13 protein-coding genes are annotated in these 12,517 nt (G+C 64.2%); 11 read left to right on the forward strand and 2 right to left on the reverse strand.

The window, feature by feature from the left end; all coding sequences use genetic code 11:
• From cpaB to VNZ93_RS10540, 11 genes are all read left to right on the forward strand, one after another.
• The coding region (cpaB, locus tag VNZ93_RS10490) for a Flp pilus assembly protein CpaB (RefSeq protein ID WP_325703991.1) at positions 1-881 on the forward strand (881 nt) is incomplete at its 5' end.
• A 31-nt stretch (positions 882-912) separates the two neighbouring features.
• Positions 913-2,556 carry a type II and III secretion system protein family protein gene (locus tag VNZ93_RS10495; RefSeq protein WP_325703994.1) on the forward strand — a complete coding sequence of 548 codons (1,644 nt, stop codon included), beginning with the start codon at positions 913-915 and terminating at the stop codon, positions 2,554-2,556.
• Positions 2,534-2,965: a hypothetical protein gene (locus tag VNZ93_RS10500; protein ID WP_325703997.1), complete on the forward strand. Its 432-nt coding sequence runs from the start codon at positions 2,534-2,536 to the stop codon at positions 2,963-2,965. Before VNZ93_RS10495 ends, VNZ93_RS10500 begins: the two co-directional genes overlap by 23 nt.
• A gap of 26 nt (positions 2,966-2,991) precedes the next feature.
• Positions 2,992-4,212: a response regulator receiver protein gene (locus tag VNZ93_RS10505; protein ID WP_325704000.1), complete on the forward strand. Its 1,221-nt coding sequence runs from the start codon at positions 2,992-2,994 to the stop codon at positions 4,210-4,212.
• Between the two features lie 30 nt (positions 4,213-4,242).
• The gene (locus VNZ93_RS10510) at positions 4,243-5,709 is read left to right on the forward strand and encodes a CpaF family protein (protein WP_325704003.1); all 1,467 of its coding nucleotides are present in this window, start codon (positions 4,243-4,245) and stop codon (positions 5,707-5,709) included.
• 9 nt (positions 5,710-5,718) lie between these two features.
• A complete protein-coding gene (locus VNZ93_RS10515) occupies positions 5,719-6,690 on the forward strand; it encodes a type II secretion system F family protein (RefSeq protein WP_325704006.1) in 972 nt (323 codons plus the stop codon).
• Positions 6,691-6,692: 2 nt separating this feature from the next.
• Positions 6,693-7,643, forward strand: coding sequence for a type II secretion system F family protein (locus tag VNZ93_RS10520; protein WP_325704009.1), 951 nt, complete (start codon positions 6,693-6,695; stop codon positions 7,641-7,643).
• 127 nt (positions 7,644-7,770) lie between these two features.
• Entirely contained in the window at positions 7,771-8,289 is a 519-nt protein-coding gene (locus tag VNZ93_RS10525; protein WP_325704012.1) for a tetratricopeptide repeat protein, read from the forward strand.
• 155 nt (positions 8,290-8,444) lie between these two features.
• Entirely contained in the window at positions 8,445-8,918 is a 474-nt protein-coding gene (locus VNZ93_RS10530; RefSeq protein WP_325704015.1) for a TerB family tellurite resistance protein, read from the forward strand.
• Complete coding sequence (locus VNZ93_RS10535) at positions 8,911-9,711, forward strand: SDR family oxidoreductase (RefSeq protein ID WP_325704018.1); 801 nt, start codon at positions 8,911-8,913, stop codon at positions 9,709-9,711. Before VNZ93_RS10530 ends, VNZ93_RS10535 begins: the two co-directional genes overlap by 8 nt.
• A 130-nt stretch (positions 9,712-9,841) precedes the next feature.
• Entirely contained in the window at positions 9,842-10,558 is a 717-nt protein-coding gene (locus VNZ93_RS10540) for a glutamine amidotransferase (protein WP_325704021.1), read from the forward strand.
• Here VNZ93_RS10540 and VNZ93_RS10545 read toward each other — a convergent pair.
• Both VNZ93_RS10545 and VNZ93_RS10550 read right to left on the reverse strand, forming a co-directional pair.
• The gene (locus tag VNZ93_RS10545; protein ID WP_325704024.1) at positions 10,548-10,955 is read right to left on the reverse strand and encodes a RidA family protein; all 408 of its coding nucleotides are present in this window, start codon (positions 10,953-10,955) and stop codon (positions 10,548-10,550) included. The two genes, VNZ93_RS10540 and VNZ93_RS10545, sit on opposite strands and share 11 nt — an antisense overlap.
• Positions 10,952-12,184, reverse strand: a complete 1,233-nt coding sequence (locus tag VNZ93_RS10550) for an MFS transporter (protein WP_325704027.1) — start codon at positions 12,182-12,184, stop codon at positions 10,952-10,954. Before VNZ93_RS10550 ends, VNZ93_RS10545 begins: the two co-directional genes overlap by 4 nt.
• Positions 12,185-12,517: the final 333 nt, after the last annotated feature.

Below are 12,517 nucleotides of genomic sequence, written 5' to 3' on the forward strand. Positions count from 1 at the left end.
AGGTCGTCGTGCGCAAGTCCACAATCGTGATGGTCGCGTTTGCAGTGGTCTTCGGACTGCTCGCGGTCTTCATTGCGCAGGCCTGGCTGAATGGTCAGGCCGAGCGCCGCTTGCGCAGTCTGGAAGCGCAGAAGAAGCCTGTCGCCACCAATACCATTGTTGTCGCTGCGCAGCGGCTGCCGTTCGGCCTCGAACTTGCGCGCGAGCATTTGCGCGAGGTGCCTTGGTCCGCCGAGGCGATGCCGCAAGGTTCGTACAAGAACATTGGTGAACTTCTGTCGGCCGGCAAAAGGATCGTTCTGTCGCCTGTCGAGCCGAATGAACCTGTGCTGTCGGTCAAGATGACCGGCCCCGGACAGCGCGCGACGCTGTCGGCGATCGTCGGAGACGGCATGAAGGCGGTCTCTGTGCGCGTCAATGACGTGGAAGGCGTCGGCGGCTTTGTGCTGCCGGGCGACCGCGTCGACGTCGTGCTGACGAGGCAGCTGGAAAAGGGCAACGCGACGACCGAAGTCGTTCTTCAGAATGCGCGCGTCCTCGCTGTCGATCAGAGCGCGGATGACCGCGCCAGCAAGGCCGCCGTCGCAAAGGCCGTAACGCTCGAAGTCGACACCGTCGGCGCGCAGAAGATCTGGCTCGCCGCATCGGTCGGCAGCTTGTCGCTTCTGCTGCGCAAGGCCGGTGAAGTCAGCGCAGAGCCCACGCGTCGCGTGACGCTCGATGACTTGAGCAAGCCCGAGCGCATGTCGCCGGAGAAATCCACGAGCACGACCAGCGTGTCGGTTCAGCGTGGCGGGCAAAGACAAAGCTACGAGGTGCCAGTCGAAGGCACAGGAAATTCCCAGCTGGCGTCCGGGGGGACGAAAGCGCGGGGACAATAACGGGGACCTTGTCGGGGTTGGGGAGTGTGTTGTGAAGAACAGGACTGAAATGACTGCCGTCTCGAAAAGGCAGGCAGCCAAGACGCTGAAGGCCGGTGCGCGGCGTTCGGTGGCATTCAGGGCCCTGGCAGTCGGCCTCGCGGTCGTTCTGGCGGAGCCGACATTGCCGGGCCTTGGCATCGCTTCGGCCCAGCGGATGGTGCAGATGCTTGCAGCCAAGCGCACCGCAACGGTCGGCGTCCAGATCGGCAAGACGGAAGATGTGCGGACCGATGCGAGCTTCGTCGAGCTCGTGGTTGCCGATCCGGAGATCGCCGACGTGTCGCCGCTCACGGATCGCACGCTCTCGATCCTCGGCCGCAAGAGCGGCACGACGCGCGTGTCCGCCTATGCCGAGGGCAAGAAGCTCGTCGGCGTGTTCGACATCGAAGTGACGTACGATACGTCGCTGCTGCAGGCGACACTCGATCGTCACTTCCCGGGATCGCGAATCCGGGCGACCTCGGTCAATGGCCGGATCATGCTGTCCGGCGCGGTTCATGATGCGACCACGGTCGACAAGGCCGTACAGCTCGCGCGCCAGTTCGGCCCGGATATCATCAACACGATGACGGTTCTGTCGCCGCAGCAGGTCATGCTGGAGGTGCGGTTCATCGAAGCCAATCGTCAGGCCGGTCGCGAACTGGGCATCCAGTGGAATCCGACGTCCAGCAACGGCAAATTCATGGGCAATATCGGTTCGCTGCAGTCTGCAAACCGCTTGCCGATTACGCAGACCAATGCAACGCCGGGCGCCGACGCGTGGAAGCAACCGGGCGTCACGGCTGGTGGTGCAAACGTTCAAGGTGGCCAGCTGCCGATCTCGCAGATCGTTGCTGCGGGCGTGCTGTCCGGCGCCGCACCGTTCGGCTTTCTGATCGGCAAGCTGATCACGAACGGCCTCTCGGTCGACGTGCTGATCAATGCGCTTGAAGCCAAGGGCATGGCGCGCTCGCTCGCCGAACCGAACCTGACCGCCCTGTCCGGCGATACGGCAAGCTTCCTCGCAGGTGGCGAATTTCCGGTGCCGGTGCCGCAGGGGCTCGGCTCGGTGGCGATCACCTACAAGAAATACGGTGTCGGCCTCGCCTTCACGCCGACTGTGCTGGCCGACGGATTGATCAATCTCAAGATCGAGCCGGAAGTCAGCCAGCTCGATACGTCAAACCCGGTGACGGTCGCTGGCGTATCCGTGCCGCCGCTGATCGTGCGGCGCGCCTCGACCACGGTCGAACTGCGCGACGGCCAGAGCTTCGTGATCGGCGGACTGCTGCAAAGCCAGGGCGAAACGGCTCAGGAGCAATTGCCCTGGATCGGTGACGTGCCGATCCTCGGCGCGCTGTTCCGCTCGGCTGCGTACAAGAAGAAAGAGACCGACCTTGCCATCATCGTGACGCCGCGCCTCGTGCGCCCCGCGCGTCCCGGCGACAGGATCGCGACGCCGCTCGACAGCACATTGCCGCCGAACGATGCCGACTTCTTCCTGATGGGCAAGCCGGAAATACCGCGTGCGGTTGAGAAGCTGCAGGACGGTGTCGTGCGTGCCTATACGGGTCACATGCTGAACGTGCAGCCGCGGCCGGTCGCTGCCGCCGCTCCCAAAGAGGTGGGTCATGTCCTGTCCGTCAAATATTAAGGCGACGGCGCTCGCGCTGACCGCGCTCGCGGTGTCCTGCGCCGTGTCCGGTTGCTCGGACATCTATTTCGATCGGCGCGAGACGGTCGTGCCCTATGCAGGCGATGCGCAAGCGGTCAACCGCGCCACGATGATGGTCGATCCCTGGCCGCCCTATGCCGCCAATCGCAACATTGCGTTCAACGGCGAGCGCATGCAGGGCGCGGTCGAGCGCTATCGCACGCACAACGTGATCCGGCCGATGAGCCCGCTGACATCAGATTCTGGCAGCCAGCCGCAGCCGCCCCCCGATCTGACGACCGAGCAGATCAGGGGCGTCTCCGTCAGTCGGGGAGGGCCGCCGCCGCCTCCGCAGGGCTCGGCGCCGTCGCCGTGGGCCGGTCCACAGAAGGCGCAGCCGCAACCGTAACACTCGCAGAAGTCCAGATCCTCGCCATGCGTATGACCCGAAACACCCCGACGAGCAGCGCGACCAGCGTGGTCGTGCTGACTCCCGACGTGCATTTCGAACAGGAGGTGCGCCAGGCCTTCAGCAACAGCCCGCAGATCGGGCTGGTCATGGTGACGGGGACCGTGGCGGATATGGGCGAACAGATCGACCCGCACGGGGCGACCGTGATCGTGGTCGACCTCGACGCCTCCCGTGCCGATGAGATGGCGGCCCTCGAACGGCTCGCGATGCGGACCGGCGGCCTGCCGCCGATCGTCGTGGTGGCGCAGAATTTCGACGCCAATTTCGCCCGCACGCTGATCCGGATGAAGATCGCCGACTTTCTCGTAAAGCCGGTCTCCCCGGTCGAACTGATCCGGACCTGCGCACGCGCCGTCAAACCGGCCGCGAGCGAGGGCGCCGACGCCGAGATCTTCACCTTCATCCCCGCCGTCGGCGGCGCCGGCGTCACGACGCTCTCGATCCAGACAGCGATGCTGCTGCTGTCGGGCGGTCCGCGCGGCCGTGCGTCGACCTGCCTCGTCGATCTCAATCTCCAGCACGGATCCTGCGCCGATTATCTCGATCTCGAACCGCGCCTCGATCTGACCGAGATCGAGCCGCGGCCGGATCGTCTTGACCGGCAATTGCTTGAGGTGATGACGACCTATCACCCCTCCGGGCTCGCCGTGGTCGCTGCGCCTCCGCACCCCGCGGAGATGCGTTCGTTCGATCCGGACGTCGTGACCAAGCTTCTCGATCTCGTCTCGGCGCATTTCGACTATGTCGTGATCGACATGCCGCGAACCTGGTTTGCCTGGACCGATGATGTCCTGCTCGGGTCGAACCGCGTTTTCATCATCAGCGAAATGACGGTGCCGAGTCTCAAGAACACCAAGCATATCCTCGCGGCGATCCGCGTGCGGATGCCCGACGGGCCGCAGCCGCAGGTCATCATCAACCGCTTCGAGCAGCGCCTGTTCGCTCCTGGCCTGAAGAGAAGCGACATCGAACAGGCGATCGGCGACGATTTCGCGGGGGCGATTCCGAACAATTACCGCCTCGTGCGCGAAGCGATCGACCGTGGTGTGCCGCTCGAGGAGGTCAAGCGCGGGAACAACATCACGCAGGAACTGCGCAGGCTGGTCGCGCCGCAGGCGGCCAGGGCTGCCGGGAAGGCGCCTGCCGCCGAGCAGAAGAAATTCAGCCTCTCGCTCGCACGCTGACGCAATGGTCCCGGAGTAAACGAGACGATCATGGCCGGCCGCTTCACTGCCCGTCGAAACCTCGCATCGCAGTCGGCTGCGGCCCCGGTGCCGCATCCTGCTCCTGCGCCGGACGCGCCGTCATGGACGGTGTTTGCCGAGCCCGAACCTGCCCCCGCGCCGGTAGCGCCGCCTGCTCCACCGCCGCCCGCTCAGGCGGCGGCGCCGTCGAACCCGTTGCATTCCGACAAGTTGCTCGACGCCAAGGTGCGGCTGCATCGCCGCCTGCTGGAAGAGGTCAATCTGCAGGCGCTCGAAAAGCTGCCTGAAGACCAGATGCGCGAGCATATCCAGGGGTTGGTCGCACAATATGTGGTGAGCGAGCGTCTTGCGCTGAACACCCAGGAACTGAACTCATTCGTCACAGAAATTCTCGACGAGATGACCGGCCTCGGGCCGCTCGAACCGTTGCTCAAGGACCCGAGCATCAGCGACATCCTGATCAATGGCCACGAATGCACCTATGTCGAGCGTGGCGGCCTGCTGGAGCCGATCGCCTGCCGGTTCAAGGACGAGGCGCATCTCCTGCGTATCATCAACAAGATCGTGTCGGCTGTCGGACGACGCGTCGACGAAATGCATCCGCTTTGCGACGCGCGCCTGCTTGACGGTTCGCGTGTCAACGTGGCCGTGCGTCCGGTCGGCGTCGACGGGCCGCTCGTCTCGATCCGTAAATTCTCCAAGAAACCGTTCAACCTGAACAAGCTCGTGGAGATCGACGCGCTGAAGCCGCAGATGGCCGAGTTGCTGGCGGCCGCGGTGAAGTCGCGCATCACCACCATCATTTCCGGCGGCACCGGGTCCGGAAAAACCACGATGCTGAACGCGCTCTCCGCTTTCATCTCCGACAAGGAACGCCTCATCACCATCGAGGACGCAGCCGAGCTTCAGCTGCAGCAGCCGCATGTCGCGCGCATGGAAACCCGGCCTCCGAACATCGAAGGCAAGGGCGAAATCCGCCAGCGCGAGCTGGTCAAGAACGCGCTTCGCATGCGTCCTGAACGCATCATCCTCGGCGAGTGCCGCGGCGAGGAAGCCTTCGACATGCTTCAGGCGATGAATACCGGCCATGAAGGCTCGATGGCGACCATCCACGCCAACAACCCGCGTGAAGCGATCTCTCGTCTCGAACAGCTCGTCGGTATGGCCGGGCTGCCAATGACCATCGCGTCAATCCGCGGGCAGATTGCCGCCGCCGTTCGTATGATCGTTCAGCTGTCACGCCTCTCGGACGGCAAACGCCGCGTGATGTCGATTGCCGAGATCACCGGCATGGAAGGCGACATCGTGCAGATGCAGGAAATCTACAAGTATGTGCGCACCGGCACCGCCGAGGACGGCACCGTGATCGGGCATTTCCAGGCGACCGGCGTGCGTCCGCGTTTTCTGGCCGAGCTGGCGGCGCGCGGCATCCGCATTCCGGGCAGCTATTTCGATCCGAGCCAGCCGCTGCAATAGGAACGCGCGATGGCCTGGCTCGATTTCGATACCGAATATCTCTTCTACGCCTTCATCGGGATATCCGCGTTCCTTGTCTTCGAGGCGGTCTATCTGCTGTTTTTCCGCAGCGCATCCTATCGCAGGAGCATCAACCGCCGCATCGAGCTCCTGAAGGATCAGTCCGACCGCGAAGGCGTGCTTGCTCAGTTGCAGCGGGAGCGCGGCCTCACCAAGGGCGGCGATTACCGGCTGCCAATCGAATTCCTCAACCGGCTGATCCTGCAATCGGGCGTGAAGGCGGGCATTCTCAAGCTCGCGCTGTACGTCACGGTCGTCGCGATCGCCGCGGCCGCGGTCATGCAGGTCCTCAAGGGCGAGACGCTCTACACCGCGCTGACATTCGTGTTTTTCCTCACGCTCGCGCCGCTGCTCTGTCTCAAGTTTCTGCGTGGCCGACGCCAGAAAAAATTTGGTGCGCAGTTTCCCGATGCGCTCGACATCATCGTTCGCAGTCTGCGCGCCGGACATCCGGTGCCGGTCGCAATCACCATGGTCGGACGTGAATTGCCGGATCCCTGCGGAACCGAGTTCGGCATCGTCGCCGACGAGGTGACCTACGGCGCCGATCTCGAGACCGCGATGCGGAACCTGTATTTCCGCGTCGGGCAGGATGACCTCCCGCTCTTTGTCACTGCGGTCGCGATCCAGGGATCGACCGGTGGTAACCTGAGCGAAATCCTCGAGAACCTGTCGGGGGTGATCCGCCTGCGCTTCAAGATGCGGCGCAAGGTGCGGGCGCTCGCATCCGAAGGCCGCGCGTCTGCGATGATCCTCGCGTCGCTTCCGATTGCGATGTTCGGCATCATCAATCTGGTTGCGCCCGACTTCTACTCCAGCGTCTGGAAGTACGACATGACCAAGATCGCGTTGCTCGCTGCGGGCGGCTGGATGAGCGTGGGTGTCCTGATCATGTACCGCATGGTCAATTTCAAGATCTGAGCATGGATTTCCACTTCACCCTGTTCGGCGATCAGGAATCAACGCTGCTGGCGTTGATGGTCTTCCTTGCGACCGCGATCCTCACCTTCGCGATGATGGCGATGGTGCGCGTCCATGGCGCGATGCGCCGCCGTGCGGCCGGCATCAACGACAAGCTCAGCGCCGAGGTCGCGAGCTTTCAGCAGTCGCAGAAGGCCGGTTTCAAGGCGGCCCAGCGCGTCATCGACTATGCACAGAAGCATTACGGCGCATCCGATTCCAAGGACATGAAGGTGCTGCGCAAGCGGCTGGTGCTTGCCGGGGTCTATGATCCGCGCGGTGTCGTCGTGTTCTTTCTGGCCCGCGCCGTGCTTGCCGTCGGTCTGGCCATCGTCGCCATGGTGTTCGCGCCGGGTCAAGGCAGCTCCCTGTACTGGATGATCGTCGGCGCCGGCGGGATGATCGGTTATGTCGCGCCCAGCATCTATCTCGACCGCCGGATCGCGGCCCGGCGCGACGAACACCGGGCCGGTTTTCCGGACTTCATGGATCTGCTCGTCGTTTGCGCCGATGCCGGTCTCAGCATGGAAGCGGCGCTCGACCGCGTCGGGCGCGAACTTGCCGATTCCTATCCTTCTCTCTGCGCCAACATTCACATGGCCAATCTGGAAATCCGCGCCGGGCGGACGATGACCGAGGCACTGGAACATCTCGCCGATCGTCTGGGACTGGAAGAGGCGCGGTCCTTCTCGACGCTGATCCAGCAGTCGGAGGAGCTCGGTTCCAGCATCACCGAAGCGCTGCGCGTCTATTCCGACGACATGCGTCACAAGCGACTGTCGCGGGCCGAGGAGAAGGCCTACAGCCTCCCGGCCAAGCTGTCGCTGCCGATGATGGTTTGCATCTTCCCGGTGCTGTTCGTGGTCATTCTGTTGCCCGTTGCGGTGCGCCTCGCAACCGGCGGCTTCCAGTAGGGCGGGACGGTCCGGGATTGCCGTACGGGAATACAATGTTAACCAGCCTTCGTTAACGTCAGCACGCTGGCGCGTATTGCCGGCTGTGCGTACGGCCTTCCGGGTTCCGGCGCGCCTGGAGCGTAGAATGCGTGTCGGTCCCAGACCCGGTCTCATCCTTGCTGCCGTTTCCCTCCTGATGCTGGGGGGCTGCGAGACCACGAGCGAACATACCGGCTCCGTCGCCGGCATGAAGGACGACACCCCCAGCTCGACCGGCCTGATGGGCGAGGACCCGAAGGGGGACCTCGAAATGGGCAAGAAGCATTATCGCGAGAACAGCTTCGGGCTCGCCGAGCAGCATTTCCGCAAGGCGGTCGAGAAGGGACCGAAGGACCTCGAGGCATGGGTCGGGCTGGCCGCCAGCTACGACAAGCTCCGCCGCTTCGACCTCGCCGACCGCGCCTATGCGCAAGCCATCCGCCTCGCCGGCCCGACGCCGGAAATCCTGAACAATCAGGGCTATTCCTATTTGCTGCGCGGAGACCGGCAGCGCGCGCGCAGGACCCTGCTGGCGGCGCAGGCCAAGGACCCGAGCAACCCCTATATCCAGAACAACCTGAACCTGCTGGATGAAAGCCTGCGCGAAGGCGCGGCTGTGCGCTAGCCTTCCAGCGTCACCGTCCCGCCTCGAAATGGCGCGCTTTCTGCGCCCCGCCCGTGCGCAATAGAGAACAGCATGACAATTTGGTCATGATGCGCAATGCGCTTTACAAGGCGCGGTCCCGCAACCACATTCGAGGGACCTACGATCGAGGTCCCATGCTTCAGCTTTTCAAGGAGTTTCTGAACGACGTCGGCATCGGCGAGAAGCCGGCGAACCGTTTCAGCGAGAACGATTACCGGCTGGCCGCTGCGGCTCTGCTCATCCACGTCATGTCCATCGACGGCAAGGAGACGAGCGCCGAGCTGGACAAGCTGCATGAGTTGCTCAAGCGTCAGTTCGAACTCGATGATGACGCCGCCGCGGAGCTGATCACGGCTGCGACCGAGGCCGATCGCGAGGCAGTCGATCTCTACGGATTCACCAGCCTGATCAACCGCTCGCTCGACGAGGAAGGGCGCCTGCGCATCGTGCGGATGATGTGGGAAATGGTTTATGCTGATGGCCGCATGAACGAATTCGAAGACAACGTGGTGTGGCGCGCGTCAGATCTGCTCGGGATTTCCCAGCGCGATCGCGTGGAGTTGCGCCGCGAGGTCGCCGAGACCAGTAAGTCGCGCGACGATGCCTGAACCCGTCGCGCTTATCACCGGCGCCTCCTCCGGCATAGGAGCGGAGCTTGCGCGGGTGTTTGCGCGTCACGGTCATCGTCTGGTTCTTGCAGCCCGGCGCACCGAGCGGCTGGAATTGCTGGCCGACCAGCTGGCGAGCAATGCCGCCGCGCGGCCGCTGGTGCTGACTGTCGATCTTCTGAAGCCGGATGCCGGCGATGTCATCCAGAGCGCTCTCGAGCGCGAGGCGCTGGAGCCGCAATTCGTGATCAACAATGCGGGTTTCGGCCTTGCCGGGCTCGCCGCGTTACAGCCGCGTGAGCGGCAGCTCGACATGATCGACCTCAACGTGCGAGCGCTGACCGATCTGTCGCTACGGTTTGTGGGCACGATGGAGCGTCATCGCGGCGGGCTGATGAATGTCGCGTCGGTCGCGGGTTTCCTGCCGGGACCGAAGCACGCGGTCTATTACGCGACCAAGGCCTATGTCGTGTCGTTCACCGAGGCATTGCACGAGGAATGGCGCAGCCGCGGCATCCGCGTCACCACGCTGTGCCCGGGCCCGGTGCCGACGGAATTTCAGGCCGTCGCCGGTACCGGAAATGCGGTGGTCGAGACGCCCATGACGACCTTTGCCGACCGGGTGGCCCTGGATGCCTATCGCGGCCTGATTGCCGGAAAGCGGCTGGTGGTACCGGGCTTCCTCAACAAGCTGCTGGTCTACGGAATCGGGCTCGTCCCGCACGCGGCGCTGCTGCCGCAGGTGGCAAAGCGGCACGGCCCGGGGACGAACGGGGCCCCTCCGGGGAGATAGCACTGGCGAGATAGGCCCTTGGCTCATAGCGGCTGTTCGGCCGACGGCGCTTGTTTCGCCGCGCAGACCCGATAGCTTTGGAGAAGTCGCAGAAGCTTCATTCAGCAAGAGCTTCGTCCAGCAAGGTCCGATGTCGCTACCCGTTCTCATCGTTCTGCATCAGGAAAATTCCACGCCAGGCCGCGTCGGGCAATTCCTGCGCAAGCGCGGCGTGCCGCTCGATATCCGCCGTCCGGCTTTGGGAGATCCGCTGCCGGACACGATGGCGCAGCATGCCGGCGCGATCATTTTCGGCGGGCCGCAGAGCGCCAATGACGACATCGACTTCGTGAAGCGCGAGATCGACTGGATTGGCGTGCCGCTGAAGGAGAACAAGCCGTATCTCGGCATCTGTCTCGGCGGGCAGATGCTGGCGCGCCATCTCGGCGCACGGGTCGACCCTCACGACGAAGGCCAGGTCGAGGTCGGCTATTACCCGATCCGTCCGACGGCCGAAGGGCGCGAAATCTGCGCGGTCTGGCCGGACCATGTCTACCAATGGCACCGCGAGGGTTTCGAATTGCCGCGCGGCACGACGTTGCTCGCCGAGGGGGATACCTTTCCGGTTCAGGCCTTCCGGCAGGGCGATCATGCCTACGCGATTCAGTTTCATCCGGAGGTGACGCACGCGATGATGTGTCGCTGGACCATCCGCGGGCAACATCGCATGGAATTGCCGGGCGCGAAGCAGCGACCCGCGCATTTCGAGGACCGCCTCGTCTTCGACTACGCGATGCAGAACTGGCTCTCGCATTTCCTCGATCGCTGGCTCGCGCAGGAGCCAGCCGAGGCGCAGCTCACCGCCTGACGGCGAAAGCCTCGATCTCGACGCGGGCGGAGAACGCAAGTCCGGTCGCACCGAACGCGCAACGCGCCGGCGACGCATCCGGGAAAAATTCCAGATAGACCGCGTTGAAGCGCTGCCATTCCGCCATGTCGGCGAGCATCACCTGCACGCGCACGACGTCGGACAAGGTCATGCCATGCGCCTCGAGCGTGAGACGCAGGTTCTCGAATGTCTGACGCGTCTCCGGCTCGATGCCGCCCGGCACGAGTTCGAGCGTGCCCGGCTTGATACCGATCTGCCCGGACAGGATCACGAAATTGCCGACCCGCACGCCGTCCGGAAACGGCAGATTGGCGGGCAATACCGCCTTCGATCGCAGCACTTCGACATCCACGGTGGTGTCCGGATTTGCAGTCATCGCGGTTCCTTCTGCAGGCTCTGTACATTGAGAAGATCGGGAAACAACTTCGTCCACGCCGCGACGATCAGCAAGGTCGCGACACCGCCGAACACGACCGCCGGCACGGTCCCGGCGAAATGTGCGAACACGCCGGCCCGAAACTCGCCGAGCTGGTTCGACGTACCGACGAACAGCGCGTTGACCGAGATCACACGCCCGAGCATGTCGTCCGGCGTCTGAACCTGCACCAGCGTCTGCCGCACAACCACGCTCACCATGTCGCCCGCCCCGAGCGCGAACAATGCGAACAGCGACAGCGGAAAAGATGACGACAGCGCGAACACGATGGTCGCGACGCCGAACAATGCCACTGCCAAGTACATCTTGCGCCCGGCATTGCGAACGAGTGGCCAGCGCGCCAGCGCGACCGCCATCAACAATGCGCCCAGTGCCGGCATCGCGCGCATGACGCCGAGCCCCCAGGGGCCGACATGGAAAATGTCCTTGGCATAGACAGGCATCAGCGCGGTCGCACCGGCGAACAGCACAGCGAACATGTCGAGTGAGGTCGAGCCAAGGATCAGCGGGTTGTTGCGGATGAACGTGATGCCCGCGAACAGCGTGGACAGATCGACCTTCTCGCGCTTCGGCGCCACCTGCTCGATCCGGATCAGGGCCACCAGAATGCTGGCGCCGAAGAACAGCACGGCGCACAGCGAATAGACCAGCGTCGGGCTCAACACATAAAGGAGCCCGCCGGCCGCGGGGCCCGCGATGGTCGCCGCCTGGTTCGCCGAGGCTGAACCCGCGACCGCGCGCGGGAGGACCGGCAGCGGCACGAGGCGCGGCAACAGCGCCTGCAGGGTCGGCGCCTCGAAGGCGCGGCCGGCGCCGAGCACGAAGACCAGCGCGAGGATGAGGTCGCGCGTGAGAAAGCCCTGCCAGGAACCGATCGCCAGCACGAGCGCGGCGGCGCCTTCGGTCATCTGCGCGAGACGCACGACCTTGCTGCGATCGTAGCGGTCCGCGACCGCGCCGGCGACCAGCACCAGCAGGAACGCCGGGACGAATTGCGCGAGCCCGACAAGGCCGAGATCGAGCGCGCGGCCGGTCATGTCGTAGACCTGCCAGCCTACGGCGACGACCAGCATCTGCAGGGCAAAGCTGGCCGACGCCCGGGCAAACCAGAACAGCACGAAAGGCCGGTAACGGCCGAGCGACTCATCTGTGGCAGGAGCGATGTTCATCAGGTCGGGCGGGTCCGGGCGTGCGCGCGAAAGGCAGAGGACGTTCGCGATCCGGGGACGCCGATCACCTCCAGAGGCGTCACCATATCTCGGGCAGTTTCGTCCGGGGTTCGAATATCCGGATGTTCGCCTCGTGCAAAGCCGATAAGGGCTCCGGGCGCGAGCGGGGCCGGATTACCTCAGCGACCCAAACAAAAAAATGTGCGCCGCCGGGCGTTAGTCGCATTTCAGCCTTCGGCAAAAGCGATAAGCTCCCCCTGTGAGCTTGCCGAAAGGGGTGGACCATGCGACGGCCCCGCGAATTGCAGCTTTGCCTTCAGGCCTGTTTTGTTG

This window comes from Pseudorhodoplanes sp., from assembly GCF_035565795.1.
Classification (GTDB): Bacteria; Pseudomonadota; Alphaproteobacteria; order Rhizobiales; family Xanthobacteraceae; genus Pseudorhodoplanes.